Origin of the sequence: Nostoc sp. (assembly GCF_036916575.1) — a bacterium.
GTDB lineage: Bacteria > Cyanobacteriota > Cyanobacteriia > Cyanobacteriales > Nostocaceae > Nostoc.
Genome location: NZ_JBALGC010000107.1, coordinates 45,650 through 62,145, shown reverse-complemented (window position 1 = coordinate 62,145; position 16,496 = coordinate 45,650). Strand labels below are relative to the sequence as shown.

The 16,496-nt window shown below is 41.4% G+C and carries 11 protein-coding genes; 6 read left to right on the top strand and 5 right to left on the bottom strand.

Annotated features, from left to right (window positions below; all coding sequences use genetic code 11):
• Positions 1-330: 330 nt before the first annotated feature.
• Positions 331-786: a Fur family transcriptional regulator gene (locus V7L29_RS24035; protein ID WP_334690148.1), complete on the top strand. Its 456-nt coding sequence runs from the start codon at positions 331-333 to the stop codon at positions 784-786.
• A gap of 131 nt (positions 787-917) precedes the next feature.
• Here V7L29_RS24035 and V7L29_RS24030 read toward each other — a convergent pair whose 3' ends face one another.
• Both V7L29_RS24030 and cobN read right to left on the bottom strand, forming a co-directional pair.
• Entirely contained in the window at positions 918-2,057 is a 1,140-nt protein-coding gene (locus V7L29_RS24030) for a peptidoglycan-binding domain-containing protein (protein WP_334690147.1), read from the bottom strand.
• A 9-nt stretch (positions 2,058-2,066) separates the two neighbouring features.
• A complete protein-coding gene (gene cobN / locus V7L29_RS24025; RefSeq protein ID WP_334737022.1) occupies positions 2,067-6,257 on the bottom strand; it encodes a cobaltochelatase subunit CobN in 4,191 nt (1,396 codons plus the stop codon).
• A 93-nt stretch (positions 6,258-6,350) separates the two neighbouring features.
• On the opposite strand from cobN, the gene V7L29_RS24020 reads away from it, so the two are divergent.
• Positions 6,351-8,390: a GAF domain-containing sensor histidine kinase gene (locus V7L29_RS24020; protein WP_334737021.1), complete on the top strand. Its 2,040-nt coding sequence runs from the start codon at positions 6,351-6,353 to the stop codon at positions 8,388-8,390.
• A gap of 79 nt (positions 8,391-8,469) precedes the next feature.
• On the opposite strand, the gene V7L29_RS24015 is transcribed toward V7L29_RS24020, so the two are convergent.
• The gene (locus V7L29_RS24015) at positions 8,470-9,300 is read right to left on the bottom strand and encodes an ATP-grasp domain-containing protein (protein WP_334690144.1); all 831 of its coding nucleotides are present in this window, start codon (positions 9,298-9,300) and stop codon (positions 8,470-8,472) included.
• 293 nt (positions 9,301-9,593) lie between these two features.
• The gene (locus V7L29_RS24010) at positions 9,594-10,490 is read right to left on the bottom strand and encodes a hypothetical protein (protein WP_334737020.1); all 897 of its coding nucleotides are present in this window, start codon (positions 10,488-10,490) and stop codon (positions 9,594-9,596) included.
• Positions 10,491-10,626: 136 nt separating this feature from the next.
• Here V7L29_RS24010 and V7L29_RS24005 point away from each other — a divergent pair, with 136 nt between their 5' ends.
• From V7L29_RS24005 to V7L29_RS23990, 4 genes are all read left to right on the top strand, one after another.
• Positions 10,627-11,544: a metallophosphoesterase family protein gene (locus tag V7L29_RS24005; protein WP_334690142.1), complete on the top strand. Its 918-nt coding sequence runs from the start codon at positions 10,627-10,629 to the stop codon at positions 11,542-11,544.
• Positions 11,545-11,549: 5 nt separating this feature from the next.
• Entirely contained in the window at positions 11,550-12,953 is a 1,404-nt protein-coding gene (locus tag V7L29_RS24000) for an AAA family ATPase (protein WP_334737019.1), read from the top strand.
• Complete coding sequence (locus tag V7L29_RS23995) at positions 12,950-13,594, top strand: retron system putative HNH endonuclease (RefSeq protein ID WP_334737018.1); 645 nt, start codon at positions 12,950-12,952, stop codon at positions 13,592-13,594. The genes V7L29_RS24000 and V7L29_RS23995 overlap by 4 nt, the downstream gene beginning before the upstream one ends.
• A 91-nt stretch (positions 13,595-13,685) precedes the next feature.
• Complete coding sequence (locus tag V7L29_RS23990) at positions 13,686-13,979, top strand: antibiotic biosynthesis monooxygenase family protein (protein ID WP_334690139.1); 294 nt, start codon at positions 13,686-13,688, stop codon at positions 13,977-13,979.
• Between the two features lie 48 nt (positions 13,980-14,027).
• Here V7L29_RS23990 and pcrA read toward each other — a convergent pair whose 3' ends face one another.
• Positions 14,028-16,352 (bottom strand): DNA helicase PcrA, encoded by a 2,325-nt coding sequence (gene pcrA, locus V7L29_RS23985; protein ID WP_334737017.1) that lies wholly within the window; start codon positions 16,350-16,352, stop codon positions 14,028-14,030.
• Between the last annotated feature and the right edge of the window lie 144 nt (positions 16,353-16,496).

Here is a 16,496-nt window from a genome sequence, read left to right as displayed (position 1 = left end):
TCTTAAAGACTTGTAGCAAATAATTTGCATTTAATTGTACAAGAGTTTCCCCAGACCTTTGCTCAGATATGTTGAAGGTGGGGATCAACTAAGCAATTCAAAATTCACTCATACAAAATTCCAAGTCAAGGGATGCAATTGTTACAAGTATCCTAACTATTAGTTGTATGCAAATTCAATGCACTACAGCTTATTACTTGAATTTTGAGCAAGATTTTATGAATTGTTCTTAAGTATTTAGTAAATATTATCAATAAGCAATGATTGTTGCAAATTGCTCTAAATATTTGTTATATTCTCAATTAACGATATTTGTTGAGAAATATTAGTATGACTGTCTACACAACTACTTCACTCAAAGCAGAACTGAACGACCGAGGCTGGCGTTTAACTCCCCAGCGCGAAACAATTTTACATATTTTTCAAGAACTTCCGCAAGGTGAACATCTAAGTGCGGAAGATCTTTATCATCGGCTAGAAACTGATGGTGAAGGGATCAGTCTGTCAACTATTTATCGGACTTTGAAGTTGATGGCAAGAATGGGAATTTTACGGGAACTAGAACTGGGTGAGGGACATAAGCATTATGAACTCAACCAGCCCTATCCCCATCATCACCATCACCTAATTTGTGTCAGATGCAACTCAACCATTGAGTTTAAAAACGACTCAATTTTAAAAATTGGGGCTAAAACGGCTCAAAAAGAAGGTTTTCACCTACTTGACTGTCAAATGACTATTCATGCAGTGTGTCCTAAGTGCCAACGGGCACTGATGCCGCTTTAGCACTTGGGTGGATAATAAGACGAAACTACTCAAATTAACCAAATAAGTGGAATTTTGAGCAGTTCGTAATTTGCTGTTACTGGAGGCAAGCAACCAGTTGAGGACTGATACTAACAACACCAAAGCGGATGCTAAAAGCGTCCGCTCTTAAGATCCTTGAGACTGATACCGTAGAATTCCTGGGCTTGTTTAATCGCTTTTTTGGTGTCAGCTGCCATCACACCGTTCAGCTTGCCTTTATAAAAACCCCGCTCCCGTAGTCGGGTTTGGATTTCTAGGGTATTAAATTCGCTTTTGCTAGTAGTATTAACTGAGCTATATAATTTAGCTCGGGTAGTTGGGCCAGCAACGCCACTTGCACTCAAGTAGTTCGCTGCCTGAAATCTTCGTACAGCATCGGCAGTATAGGGCCCATAGTAGCCATTTGGCTCTCCCTCTAAATATCCTGCCTGGATCAATTGTTCTTGAACAATTCTAACTGGCTCACCGCGATCGCCTACACGGAGTTTATCTCGATTGACTACCTTTTTGGGAGCCTCTTCTCCATCACCGATGCCAATTCCCGGCAATTTACGTAATGTTGCTGGACCAACAATTCCGTCAACGCTTAATTTGTAAGAATCTTGGAACTGCTTGACAGATTCTTCGGTAATCGGGCCAAATATTCCTGTGGCGTTCCCGTAATAAAAGCCTGCAATTCTTAAGCGTTCTTGCAAAACCCTGACATCTTCACCTTCATCTCCCTTAGCAAGGTAGTTGGGATTGTGGCGCTTACTAGTTGCTGAACTAGTTGAACTAGTAGTGCTGGGCTTTTTGGCTTGTGTACTTACAGCAGTGGGCTTTTTAGCTTGTGTAGTTGTAGTACTGGGCTTTTTAGCTTGCCAGCTTTCTAATTTTTGCAGGGTGCTTGTTCCAACAATGCCGTCCACTGGTAAACCAGCGGACTTTTGGAAGCGTCGCACAGCTTCTTGTGTGGATGCGTCATATACTTGGGTAACAGAAGCTTGGTAAAAACCTGCTGTTTTCAACTTTTGTTGTAGATTTCTGACAGAAGGGCCTTGATCGCCTTTTTCCAGTGCCATGACGCTGCTGAGGGCACCAAGAATGGATAAAGACAGAGCAAGGGGCAACATATACTTCCAAGCCCTACCTGAAAGCCGTTTCCAGTCTGGTGCAACTGCGTCCTTAAACAAAGAACTGAGGGAGACCAATTCACTGGGTGTGCTGTCTTCGTAGGCGGAAGCTAGGTGCAAATACGCAAGATTCTCCATATTTATTTCCTACACCATTGATTTTTCTTCGATAACTGCTTCAGCTTGATGTACTAGGTTCCTCAAAGCTTCTAATGTTCCTATATTTACATTCTCCCACAAATTGCGCTTGTGTGCTTCTAATAATTTTTCAGCAATATCACGCAGAGCGTAAGGGTTCTTTTGCTGAATAAATTCTGACACAACTGGATCGAGCAAGTAAGCCTCTGCTACGCCTTGATACATATAATCTTCGACACATTTAGCTGTAGCATCGTAGGCAAATAGATAATCCACCGTCGCTGCCATTTCAAACGCACCTTTGTAACCGTGGCGCATGACTCCCGCAATCCACTTAGGATTAATTACGCGAGAACGATACACGCGTGCAATTTCTTCTTTCAGTTGGCGGACTCGTGGTTGGGCGGGTATGGAATTATCACCAAAATAGGTTTGGGGATTTTTTCCCTGTAGAGAACGCACCGCCGCTGTTAAGCCACCCTGAAATTGGTAATAATCATCAGAATCAAGTAGGTCGTGTTCACGATTATCTTGATTGTGCAGCACAACTTGCATCTGCGTTAAGCGTTGCTTGAAGGCTTCGGGATTAGGTATGGGGGATTCGGGATTGGAGATTTTATCCTCCCCTGCTCCCCCTGCTCCCCCTGCTCCCTCTGCCCCACTTCCTGAGGAGTAGGCGTAAGAACTCCAGTTGATATAGGCGCGAGCTAAATCTTGGTCATCTGTCCAGTTTTGCGATTCGATTAAACCTTGAAGTCCAGCGCCGTAAGCACCTGGACGAGAACCAAAGATGCGATAGCGCGATCGCACCACTGCTGCTTCTAAAGTTAATTTTTGGCTTGTCCACAAATCAGTTTCTTGGCGAACTGCATCTGCGAGGGGATTTTGTTCTGGCGGTTCATCCAAATCTGCCACTGCTGACACTGCTTGATCGAATAAGTCAATTAAGTTGGGAAAAGCATCTCGGAAGAATCCAGAAATTCGCAAGGTAACATCTACACGGGGACGCCCCAAAATCGCCAAAGGCAAAATTTCAAAATCCACTACTCGCCGTGCGGCACCATCCCACACAGGTTGAACTCCAAGTAATGCCAAGGCTTCGGCAATATCATCACCGCCTGTCCTCATGGTGGCAGTTCCCCACATTGATAAGCCTAGTGTTTTGGGATATTCACCATGCTCTTGAGTGTAATATTCAACCAGGGTTTCAGCGGCTTTTCTACCGATATCCCAAGCTGTCTCTGTAGGAATGGCGCGAATATCGACAGAATAAAAATTTCTCCCAGTTGGTAGAACTTCCGGGCGGCCGCGCGTGGGTGCGCCTGCTGGGGCACTTGGGACGTAACCGCCATCGAGTCCGTGTAATAAATGGGTAATTTCTTCGGGGGTTTGTTGTAAAGCTGGAAATAGGCGATCGCGTATCCAGGTAGAGACGCGATTTATCGCGTCTGTGCTGGGGGGGGAGACGCGATGAATCGCGTCTGTACAAGAGTCCTGATTTATTAGTTTTTCTACTAGAAGGGCGGCGTGTTCTTCTAAGACTTCGACGAGATCACCGAGGGTACGGCATTCTGTGCCATTGACTATTGAGTATTCACCACTAGGCATTGATAAATCTGCTGTCAGGGGGTCGAAATCTAGTCCCCAATCTTGAGCTATGGCACGGGTAATACCTGAAGAGTAGCGATTGGGTATGCGAGCGATCGCTACTATTAAATCTCGCAGCTGGCGTCCTTCGGGACATTGCCCAAAAATGTGCAACCCATCGCGGATTTGAGCTTCTTTCAATTCACAAAGATAGCCACCTATGGAATTCAAAATTAAAAATTCAAAATTTAAAATTTCTTCGTTTTGAATCCCCAAATCCTGGTGTAAATTTTCTTTAATTACCAGTTCGCGGATGCGATCGCGAATCACTGGCAAACGCGAAGGATCTAAACTTTCCGCTTCATAATACTCATCAATTAAATTTTCCAACTGTTGCAAAGAACCGTAGAGTTCCGCACGAGTCATGGGCGGCGTTAGATGATCTATAATCACCGCTTGAGCGCGACGTTTGGCTTGGGAACCTTCACCAGGGTCATTCACAATAAACGGGTACAGGTGGGGAAGTGCGCCGAGAGCCACTTCTGGATAACAATTACTGGATAAAGCCACACTTTTACCGGGTAGCCATTCTAGATTTCCATGTTTGCCCACATGAACTAGAGCATCAGCACCAAAACATTCCCTGACCCAATAGTAGAAAGCTAAATAAGCATGGGTTGGTTCTAAATCCGGCGCATGATAATTCAAACTGGGGTCATTATCATAACCCCTTGGTGGCTGAATTCCCACGAAAATATTGCCCAGTTGAATTCCGGGAACGGGGAAAGAGGCAGAGGGGCAGGGGGGCAGAGGGGCAGAGGGGAAGAATTCTTGATTGCTCCCCTGCTCTCCCACTCCCCAACGCTCACTAATACCCTGCTGCACTGCTGGCGGCAAGGAAGCAAAATACTGTTGATACTCTTCCCAAGAGACACTTTGCTGTACTGGAAGCCATTCTCGACCTTCCGGATCATTGGTTACGCCAGCTGTTAGCCATTGAATCAACTCATCTCCTTGAGCAGGTGGATTTTCTACTTCATACCCAGCCAGATGTAGAGCTTGTAGGATTTCTACACAACTAGCTGGGGTGTCTAGTCCCACACCATTGGCAAGGCGTCCATTCCGGTTGGGATAGTTTGCCAGAATTAGGGCAATTCGCCGTTCTTGGGGGGGTTTGTCACGCAGACGCGCCCAATTGGCTGCTAGTTTAGCAACGAACTCAATGCGATCGCTTACTGGTTCATAAATTACCACATCTGTCTCTAGATGGGGATTACGAGTTTGCACTGCTTTAAAAGACACAGCACGAGTAATAATCCGCCCATCTACTTCTGGTAGCGCTACATTCATCCCAATATCGCGGGGAGAAAGTCCTTGAAACTGTGACTCCCACTGCTCAATTGACCCGCCACTAAGGATTACCTGCAACACAGGTACATCTAATTTTTGCCACAGGTCGATTTGGGGTGTTTCGGTTTCCAAGCGTGCTAGAGAAAAACTGGTGGTATTCAGCAGCACAGCGATTGATTCGGCTTCTTTGGGTTGGAAAAATTCACTCAACTCAGTCTGAACATCGGGTTCACGCAATGAGGAAACAAATACTGGCACTGGTTGTAAATTTTTCTGTACCAAAGCTTCGCATAAAGCATCAATTACCTTAGTGTTTCCCGCTAAATAATGAGCGCGGTAGAAAAGAATGCCGACTTTGGGGATAGAGCATTGGAAGCTTTGAGGTTCTGAGATGGATGAACGAGTATCAAAGGTGGATGAACGAGTATCAAAGGTGGATGAATCCAGTTCTGAGGCAGATGAACGAGTATCAAAGGTGGATGAACGAGTATCAAAGGTAGATGAATCCAGTTCAAAGGTGGATGAACAAGTATCAAAGGTGGATGAACGAGTATCAAAGGTGGATGAATCCAGTTCAAAGGTGGATGAACGAGTATCAAAGGTGGATGAATCCAGTTCAAAGGTGGATGAATCAAGTTCTAACACTCCCCTGCTCCCCTGCTCCTCTGCTCCCCTGCTCCCCTGCTCCCCTGCTCCCTGCTCCCTGCTCCCTGCTCCCCATTCATACAATCCCACACGCGGAATTGGCCGGGGTAGCGGGGGATTGTATGCAGTTAACAGGCAACTGTCAGAGATAAATTGGAGAGCATTAACAAAATTTTCTACGCCGCCTTCGCTAAAATACTGCCATACCTGGTTAACAATACTCAAGGGCACGGTAGACTGGGAAATTAAATCGGGATCAAAAGCGTCGTCCCCTGGCATTACAATAAGGGTTCTACCATTACGTTGCACAATTTCCTGCACTACTTCTAAGCCATAACCCCAGTAGGAGCGTCCTCCTAACAGGCGCAAAATAATTACTTGGGCAAGTTCCAAAACTTGCTCTCCATAAGTATCTACACTTAATTGTTGCTGCAACTGCAACAGGTTTGCGACTCTTAATGCAGGAAAGCTTGCAGGTAATTTCCCAAGCGCAGCTGCCAAAGTTTGAATGTCGGTATCAGCAGCCGTAATCAACACGAAAGGCGCTGGAGTTTGTTCTAAAAAAATTAAACCCTCTGACTGATTCCATCCACCCGATGTGCTACTTATACGATGCATAATTCTGTTTTACCGTTTTAAACTGTTGGTTAGTACACAATCAAAACAAACTTTTTTCCCTGCATTCAGCCCCTCTTACCAAAATGATTGAAAATGCTTAGTTCTCCTGATTTGAGCTTTTCTCGAACCTTGCCTATTCTTGTATTTAATCAGCTTGGGGAATTGTTGGAGCAGATGGCTCAAAGGGTGGGAAGTGCCGCTCTAGTACTGACAGAAGCTGTGTTGGTGCGGATTTGCATACCTGTGGAGTGGCAAAGGCAAAGGTTTACACTAGTGGTTTCTGAGCAGTTTAGTGCGCTCTTGGTAGGGAACTTTGAGGAGGAGCAGGGGAGCAAGGGAGATGAGGGAGAACAACTACCCACTCAGGACTCAGGACTCAATGCTAGGTTGACATTTAATTTAGAGGCGATCGCTTCCTTTATCTACAAATTGAGAGACTTGTTTGAGTGCGATTCTTATACTCACCAAAATCTCGAACGCTATCGCCAAATTATTAGACCTAATGATGCCACTCTCCAAAGTCAATTCACGCTGTTGTTATTAGAATATCTTTTAACTCAGCCAAACCAAGAAATAATAGCACCTCCAAGCTCAATTGGACCGGCAGTTTATATCTGTCAACCCGTGGAAGATGCCTTGAAAAAACAGATTTCCCAAGAGCGGCTGTTGAATCAGGTAACAACGCAGATCCGCAAAAGCCTTGATTTGTCGGTTATTATGGCAACAGCAATTACACAGGTACGTGAGTTTCTGGAATTAGACAGATTAGTAATTTATAAATTTGAAGGCTCCAAAGTCAAGACTCAACAATACCAGCCTGACACTATTCCCCTGAATGAAACGGCACTGGCAACAGGCATGGAACTGTCGCTTAGGGAACCCTCTGGAATCTATTTTTCTATACACGATGATAACGGTAAACACTTGCCTTTTGTGTCAGTTAATAATCAACCCCTACTAGAAGACCAGCAAGAGTATGGTAGTTATATTATCTATGAAGTCCGGGCGACAGATGCTATTACATCGGTGTTGAATTACACGGATAAAAATTGCTTTATACGAACCTCTCAATGTTGGGAAAAGTATCGCCAAGGCTTTACCTTAGCTGTGGATGATGTTGAAAAAACTTATTCCCTGGAAGAGTGTTTATTGAATTTTTTAAGGGAAAGCCAAGTTCGGGCTAAGTTGGCGGCACCGATTATGTTTGAGGAAAAACTGTGGGGGTTACTGATTGCTCATCAGTGCGATAATCCCCGCCAGTGGACTGATAGTGAAAAAAACTTGCTGACTTCGATCGCAGAACAATTAGCGATCGCTATTCACCAAGCTGAGTTAATGCAAACGCTCACCCAAGAAAAACAAACTCTCGAACAACGAGTTATTGAGCGCACCAGGGCACTGCGTGATGCCCTCCTCGCTGCCGAAGCTGCTAACCGCCTCAAAAGTGAATTTCTCGCTACTATCAGTCACGAATTGCTTACGCCTTTAACTTATGTTATTGGGATGTCTTCTACATTGTTACGCTGGCCCTTAGGTGAATTGAGTCAACGACAACGGGATTATCTGCAAACAATCCACGATAGTGGAGAACATTTATTAAACATGATTAATGACATCCTCGATTTATCGCAAATCGAGGCTGGTAGAACAGCTTTAAATATTTCGGAATTTTCTTTAGCGAGTGTTGCCGAAAATGCTATAGAATCACTGCAAAAAAAAGCAACAAGTGAACAAATTAATCTCAAACTTGATTTGCAAATCGATCCCAGGCGCGATCGCTTTACCGCTGATGCCGAACGAGTAGAACAAATTCTCTGGAATCTGTTAACTAATGCTATTAAATTCACCCCTGAAAGTGGCAGCGTTACCTTACGTCTTTGGGTGGAAGATAATACTGCTATTTTTCAAGTGGAAGACACCGGAATCGGCATTCTTGAAGAACAATTACCATTACTGTTTGAGAAATTTCAGCAACTCGATACACCCTATCGCCGCCGCTACGAAGGCACTGGACTTGGACTGGCTTTAACTAAACAACTTATAGAACTTCATCGAGGTCGAATTGAAGTAGAATCAACTGTAAGTATTGGCTCAATTTTTACTGTATGGATACCAACTCAGGCAATGAGGTAATGAGTTATAAGTCATTCGACTTTAAATTTTAGATTTTTTCTTCAATCCAAAATCAAAAATTGTTCCCTAATCTGTTTCTTCAATTTGAGGCTAGGCTAATTAGCATTTTTTCAAAAATTTTCAACACATGATCCTCTCCATTGTCTCTAATAAAAATACTAAAGTTTGGATGAGAATTAATTTCAATTAACCAATATTGATTATCTTGATCTAATACAATATCAAAACCACCATAATCAAGGTCTAATTCTTTAAAAACTGGTTTAGCAAAATTAGCAATCTCTGACAATATTTGTGGATCATTGATATATTTGGCTTTCGCACCATCCCAGTGTAGAGGACTGAGATTACCGACAAATTTTGCATCAGTTATATCTTTTTCATAAAGCAAAACTAACTCTTTATTTAAGAAAACCGCTCTATATTCAGATTTGATATGAATAAATTCTTGAGCAAGAGCGACGTAATCAGACTTATTATTTATATTAAAAATTTCTTTTAAAGCAATTTCAATTTCATTTATATTCTCACATAAAAAGACATTATGACCGCTCGCACCAGAATTTCTTTTAATAATTACTGGTGCTTCAAAATTTTCTTTGATTTCTAATACAATCTCTTGAATAGTTGGAAATTTTAAGTAAATCTTATATTTGCTGTCACAAAAAGGCGAGAGAAAACCTACTGTCCGAGGAAGTTTAATTTTTTTATTTAAAACATGATATGTGTATTCTTTGTCTTTGACGAGGTGTGCTACTGCTTGATTAAGTAACGGAGTGCTATAGTTACAAAAATAATGCTGTTTACTATTCAATTTTATTTTAATTAAGTTTTCAGATGGATGAAGAATCTCATAGCTGATATTTAAGTTTTTACAAGCTTGGAGCAGTAGCGAGATGTTTTGTAACATAAATACCTGAAGTTAAAGGCCAAAATTAAGTGTTTACATAAATTATTACAGAATACATACTTTTGTTGAATTTATATCTATCAATTCAACGCGTTTTCTGATGTCTGAAATTATGTTCTGTTAATGCTTTTAAAAAAACCATTTGATAAAATACATCTATTTGCAAGATAACGAAACACTTTTTTGCTAATTTGATAGGAGCTAAAAAATGTTTTAGACACACATTTCGCGTTTATCGAAAAAAGTGTATGGTTTTTCTAAATCCCTATTACAAAACTTAATTACGAATTATTTTAACTTGCTGTTTGCCGTTTAAAAATCACTATCTGAGTACCGACAACTGGGTTACGCGCTATTAGCCTATTTTGGGAGTCGATAATTTCTAAATGGGTAAAATCAAGTTCTTGAGAGCGTTGTAATATCTCCGCAGCTAGTTTGTCCTGCTGAGATTCCTTGAGAGTGTACCAATCGTCACTAATTTTGACTGTAAGATTACTCGTGCGGAAGTTGGCTTGAATTGACTTTATCAGACCAGAGGCAATGCGATCGCTAATTTCCGCTACCTGATTTTCAATAGCCGCAATCAAGGCTTGTTCAGGTGTCAATTCTCTGGTTAGTGTCGGCGTTGATGTTGGGGTTGGCGTTGGCGTGGGAATTGGTTCTGGTTCCAGTTCCAGCGTTGGTGGGGTAGTTTGTACTTCTGGCGGCGGCGCAATTTCCTCTGGTGGCTGTAGCGGTTGTGGTTCTGTTACGACTGACTCCGGTGGAGTAGTTATCGTTGGTGTCGGTGCAGGAACCTCCTTAATCGGTGGAACTGTTGCTACTTCAGTAGGTTTACCAGTAAAGACAATCGCAGTTGTCCAAACAATAATTACAGCAATTCCAGTAACAATTCCTGTCAAAGCTGTATCTGATAACTTTGTTGACAAATTTGATGGTAAAAACAAGCGGATTGTCCTTAACAATCCCCCCCATCGCAACTGAAGCTGCTGGAAAAAATTGGGTGTTTCGTTAGCACCAGGTGGGGGTGCTGTCTCCAGTTTCTCCACCGTTACTTCTAAAACCCCAATCGTCCCTCGGAGAAGTTGGATAATTTTAGCCTTCCAAATTGGCTGAACACTCTGATAAGGTTTTTGGGGAGGTTGAGTTACCTGCTCATCTGTCGGTTTTGACTGATTGTCTTGTGACATGGAACTTTCACCAAAAGCAGCGAATCAAAGACAAACAACGTACATTATTAGTGGTGCTGCCTTCTTTTGCCTTAATGTATCACTTCATTGCTCATTGTTTCTGCCTACCTACTTATTTATTAAATTTGGTGAATATATGAACCTGAAACGCCGTCAATTTTTATTTTTAAGTAGCCTCAGCGCCATTGGTGCAGGATTTTTAGGCTGGATGTTAGCTGACCAAAATCATCAAAGTGCTGATATTACGGATTCAACAACAGCTATAGCCGCCAATCCACTCAAAAAAGACTTGTTATTACGTTTTGTGTCTGTAGCAGATACGGGGACTGGGGCTAAAGGACAGTATGCTGTAGCTGGGGCAATGAATGCGTATCACAAACAAAATCCTTATGATTTAGTCGTTTTAGCTGGAGACAACATTTACAATAACGGCGAAATTGAGAAAATTAGTGCAGTTTTTGAGCGTCCTTATAAGGCTTTGCTCAAACAAGGTGTGAAATTTCAGGCTTGTTTAGGTAATCACGATATTCGTACTGCTAATGGTGAACCACAAGTCAAGTATGTCGGCTTTAATATGAAGGGACGTTACTATACATTTAAACGGAATCAAGTACAATTTTTCGCTTTAGATACTAACATTAATACTGATTGGAAAAACCAGCTAAGTTGGTTAGAAAAAGAATTAAGTCTTAGTAATGCTCCTTGGAAAGTGGTGTTTGGACATCATCCAATTTATTCATCGGGTCAGTATGGGAGTAATCCAGATTTTATTAAAACTTTCACTCCTCTATTTCAAAAATACGGTGTTCAACTTTACATCAATGGTCACGAACATAATTATGAACGCACCCGTGCTATTGATGGGACAACTTATTTAATTTGTGGCGCGGGTGCTGGTAATCGTCCTGTAGGACGTTCCGAGTGGACAGAGTATTCCACCAGTGATTTAAGTTTTGCCTATTATGAGGTGTATAAAGATAGAATAGAAGTTGGTGCGATCGCTACTGATAATCGCGTTTTTGATAAAGGTATTATTCAATTAAAATCAGCGTAATTATTATGAAAGTCAAGCACTTGAAAATGCAATCCTTCCGTGGAATCGGTGATTTGATGCTTGAGTTTGATGAAACAGTCCCAACAGTACTTATTGGTATCAACGGTGTGGGAAAATCGAGTATTCTTGACTGTCTTGCTATTCTTCTAACACAGTTTACTGGACAGATCCAAGACTCACTCGAGTCTTTACGTTTTTTTATTACACAAGATGTTACAAACGGACGGGAAAGAACACATAACGAAATTACTGTATTTATAGAATTACAAGAATTAACTTGGTCAATATCTCAATATCAAGGTGTAAAAAATAATGATGGTAAGTACATTGATTTTCAAGCTCATATCAAAAGAATTTCCGATTTACAAAAAGAAATAAGAAAGAATCTACAAAATTATAAAGATGTTAAGTTTGAGACTTTTCTGATAGAAAGTGAAAATCTTCGTACAGAAATAGCAACTACAATACGTAGCGGATTAAGAGAAGATATCAAAACAGCTATTGAAAACTTAAACAATCAATTAGCAACTATTCCTGATGCTAATGTTCCTTTAGCAGTTTATTACCCCGTTAACCGTGCTGTTATTGATATGCCTCTAGAAATTTCAGAGGCATATTCTTTTAAACAAGTAGATGCTTATGAGCAGGCACTCACAGAAGGAAGAATAGACTTCAAAACATTTTTTGAATGGTTTAGAAATCGAGAAGACTTAGAGAATGAAAGACGAAGGGATAACCCTGATTATCGAGACAAACAATTAGAAGCAGTAAGACAAGCTATCTCTTCATTGATACCGGAATTCTTTAACTTGCGAGTTGAACGTTCACCTCTACGAATGACTGTCAGAAAAAAAGGTGAGGAACTTATAGTCAATCAGCTATCTGATGGAGAGAAATGTTTGCTGGCAATGGTGGGAGATTTAGCAAGACGATTGGCAATAGCCAACCCAGGTTTACCAGATCCCCTCCAAGGTAGTGGTATTGTTTTAATTGATGAAATTGAACTACATCTACACCCGAAATGGCAACGAGAAATTATTCCGGCTTTGACAAGAACATTTCCCAATTGCCAATTTATTGTCACCACCCATTCGCCTCAAGTAATTAGCCAAGTCAAGCCGGAAGGAATTTACATTTTAGAAAAAACAGACGAAGGTGTTGTTGCTAAAAGACCAGAAAGTTCCTTTGGGAGAGATAGCAATCGAATACTAGAAGACTTAATGGATGTTCCAGCTCGTCCACAGGAAATTAAGGAAAGTCTTTTAGAACTTTTTCGATTAATTGATGCAGGAAACCTGGAAGGTGCTAGGCAATTACGACAACAGTTAGCCAATGAAATTGGAGCAGATGAGCCGGAGTTTGTAAAGGCAGATGTACTCATCCGGCGCAAGGAAATTATCAATCGATGAAACACATAAAAAAGGGTGCAGAACCGATTAGCTTAACTAAATGGAATAAGAAGCTTGGCGGTAAGATACTTCCTTGGATAAAATTCAAACAATCAGTGAAAAATAACGTGTTCGAGGCATTGCTCTGTGAACAAGGTTATATCTGCTGCTACTGTGGTGCTTCGATCATGAGGAATGAATGCCATATTGAACACTTGAAACCCAAAAGTATTTATACACAATTGACTTATGAATATACAAATCTCATGGTGTCATGTCAAGGTGAAGATGAAAAGCAAACTCGAGTACCAGTACATTGTGGTCATAGAAAAGATAAGTGGTATGACAATCATCTGATGGTTTCACCTCTAGACATAACCTGCACTGATTTTTTTAAATATCTTCCTTCTGGTGAAATTCAATCAACAGATGAGCCAGCTAAAAAAGCTGCTGCTGAAACAACGATTGAGAAGCTTGGACTCAATATCAGCAAGCTGCAAAATATGCGTAGGCTAGCAATTGACGCTGCATTGCTTGCTACTGATGGTTTAACTGAAGCAGAAATACAGCTACTTGCTCAAGGTTATGAAAAACTAGATGCTAACGGTCAATATACTCCGTTTTGTGCTGCTATTAGCTATTTTTTTAATAATTATTTTTGATTTAATAAACTGTGCGTAGACATAGCCTGTCATAGACATCTCATTCACCTTATACTAAATAACATTAGCTTAATTATTACCGCAAAACTTTATGATTCTTGAGGCAGTTATGCTTCATGTTAAACCTGGTCTAGAATCTGATTTTGAGACTGCTTTCAAAAAAGCTTCTAAAATTATTTTCTCTATGAACGGATATTTATCCCATGAATTGCATAGATGTATAGAAGTCCAAGGTAAATACTTATTACTTGTCAGATGGGAAAGTTTAGAATCTCATACTGTGGGATTTAGAAGTTCTGCTAAGTATCAAGAGTGGAAAAAACTTCTGCATCATTTTTATGAACCATTTCCCACTGTTGAACACTTTGAAGAAATTGAAATATGAAAAACAAGATCCCCAATTTCTCAAAGAAGTCGGGGATCTGCGGCTGCATCACTCTACTCGTTGCAACTGCGCTACTCTTGGGTCAACAATTTTTTGTCCTAAGCTGGAAAATTTAATTGCCACAGACATCTTATTACCTGTTCCGAAAACATGGGTGATTTCACCAATTCCAAAAGTTTTATGTAATACTTGATCGCCTACTTGCCAATTCTGCTTTGTGTCTTGTTTTCCACTAGGAGTAGAGGCACTTTTAGTATAAGTTTGACGACTCAGGCGTTGAGTAGTTAATAATTCTTCTGGTAATTCGTCGAGAAATTGCGATCGCACAGCAGGTTCACGAGAACCATACAAACGGCGTTCACGCGCGTGTGATAAATACAGCCTTTCTTGAGCGCGAGTAATTCCCACATAACACAAGCGACGTTCCTCTTCCAAAGATGCGGGATCGCTTAGGGAACGAAAGCCGGGAAATAGCCCTTGTTCTAATCCCACTAGAAACACCACAGGAAATTCCAAACCTTTGGAAGCGTGCAAAGTCATTAAAGAAACGGCTGTTTGCCCTTCTTTTAAGTTATCCAAATCGGAACTGAGGGCAGCACTATTTAGAAAGTCTTGAAGGGAAACCTCTTCGTTTTCTTCTTGAAATTGCAGTGCAGCGTTGTAAAGTTCTTGGACGTTTTCTACTCGATCTGTGGCTTCATCTGTGCCTTGATTCATCAAGTCTTGAACGTAACCAGAATCTTCTAATATTCCTTGCAAAACCTCAGTTACCGAAAGCGTAGCAACTTGTCCTTGCCAACGGCTAATCATTTCGGCAAAGCTATTTACAGCTTTTGTCGCCCGTCCAGCTAATGTATTAACTGATGTTTCATCGCTGAGTATTTCCCACAGAGTTGTCCCTAGTTGCTGAGAGGCGTTTACCAAAGCGTCAATAGTGGTTTTGCCAATTCCCCGCCGGGGAGTATTGATGACTCGCAATAAACTGACTGTATCAGCTGGGTTAGCGATCGCTCTTAAATAAGCAATGACATCTTTAATTTCTTTGCGATCGTAAAATCTCATTCCCCCCACAACTGTATAAGGAATTTGATATTTCACCAACAATTCTTCAAAGGGGCGAGATTGGGCGTTTGTCCGATAAAGTATGGCAAAACTGCCCCAGCTTAATTCTGGATTTTGCTGTTCTAAAGTCCGAATTTGATTGATTACAAATGCGGCTTCTGCGAGTTCTTCATCCGCTTTGTAACAAGTAATCTGCTCACCCGGCCCCCGCGTTGGTTTGAGGACTTTATCAATCCGTTGGGTGTTATTTTCAATCAGTTCATTAGCCGCTTGCAGAATGTTTTCACAAGAACGATAGTTTTCTTCCAACTTAACCATCGTCCGAGTGTCATCATCTACCAAACCATCACCAAAGTCTTCCTGAAATCCCAACAAGATGGTGAAATCTGCCATCCGAAAGCTGTAAATTGATTGATCTGCATCGCCGACAACGAAAACTGAGCGATTTTGCCATTCCCATTCGCTCTTTCTGGTTTCGCCATTAGTAACTAATAAGTGGATTAGTTGATACTGAGTGCGGTTGGTATCTTGATATTCATCTACAAGAATATGGCGAAACTTCCGATGCCAGTAACCCAATACTTGCTCATTTTGCTGAAACAATCTAGTAGGTACAAGAATTAGATCATCAAAGTCGAGAGCGTTGTTTTCTGCTAACTTATCTTGATATAAATTGTAGACTTGGGCAATTACTCGTCCGCGATAATTGGGTTGTTCTTGCTCAAATCCTTGGGGTGATAAACCTTGGTTTTTAGCGTTACTAATAGCGTAGCGGACAGAGCGGGCGTCAAACTTCTTATCGTCTAAATTTAACTGTTTGTTGACGATTTCTTTGATCAGAGTCATTACATCTGATTCATCAAAGATAGAGAAATTGCGATTCCAACGGCGTCCTTTTTCGTCTACATATTTTTCAATATCAAAGCGGAGAATGCGAGAAAATAGACTGTGAAAAGTGCCACACCATAAGTCTTTGATCGTGTTTTTGTAAACTTGCGATCGCAATTGCGTTTGTTGGTATTCTGTTAACAAATCCAACCGCTGACCGTATTCTTTCATAGCCAGTTGTTCGGCAAACAGCCGTTGAATCCGCTCTTTCATCTCCCGTGCGGCTTTGTTGGTAAAAGTAACCGCCAGGATATTTTCTGGATCAACGCGGTGTTTCAAAATTAGATTGGCAATGCGATAAGTCAGCGCTCGTGTTTTACCGGAACCTGCGCCAGCAACAACTAGCAACGGGCCGCAGTAATGTTCGACAGCTTGACGTTGGCTAGGGTTAAGGTGACTGAGAACGTCGATGGTTGTTGTCATGGATGTGAAAAAGCGATGTCTACGACGGGCTACGCCTACGCCTGGTGTTACATCAATAGAGAGTCGCTATTGCCCAGGTTACAACATCCTAACGAAACTTGGTCAATAAAGATTGTGTGGCAATATTCTTAACCAGAATGGGAC

Excerpts from the sequence above, each read along its gene's own strand:
- V7L29_RS24035 (WP_334690148.1), top strand. The coding sequence starts at position 331 with ATGACTGTCTACACAACTACTTCACTCAAAGCAGAACTGAACGACCGA.
- V7L29_RS24030 (WP_334690147.1), bottom strand. The coding sequence starts at position 2,057 with ATGGAGAATCTTGCGTATTTGCACCTAGCTTCCGCCTACGAAGACAGC.
- cobN (WP_334737022.1), bottom strand. The coding sequence starts at position 6,257 with ATGCATCGTATAAGTAGCACATCGGGTGGATGGAATCAGTCAGAGGGT.
- V7L29_RS24020 (WP_334737021.1), top strand. The coding sequence starts at position 6,351 with ATGCTTAGTTCTCCTGATTTGAGCTTTTCTCGAACCTTGCCTATTCTT.
- V7L29_RS24015 (WP_334690144.1), bottom strand. The coding sequence starts at position 9,300 with ATGTTACAAAACATCTCGCTACTGCTCCAAGCTTGTAAAAACTTAAAT.
- V7L29_RS24010 (WP_334737020.1), bottom strand. The coding sequence starts at position 10,490 with ATGTCACAAGACAATCAGTCAAAACCGACAGATGAGCAGGTAACTCAA.
- V7L29_RS24005 (WP_334690142.1), top strand. The coding sequence starts at position 10,627 with ATGAACCTGAAACGCCGTCAATTTTTATTTTTAAGTAGCCTCAGCGCC.
- V7L29_RS24000 (WP_334737019.1), top strand. The coding sequence starts at position 11,550 with ATGAAAGTCAAGCACTTGAAAATGCAATCCTTCCGTGGAATCGGTGAT.
- V7L29_RS23995 (WP_334737018.1), top strand. The coding sequence starts at position 12,950 with ATGAAACACATAAAAAAGGGTGCAGAACCGATTAGCTTAACTAAATGG.
- V7L29_RS23990 (WP_334690139.1), top strand. The coding sequence starts at position 13,686 with ATGATTCTTGAGGCAGTTATGCTTCATGTTAAACCTGGTCTAGAATCT.
- pcrA (WP_334737017.1), bottom strand. The coding sequence starts at position 16,352 with ATGACAACAACCATCGACGTTCTCAGTCACCTTAACCCTAGCCAACGT.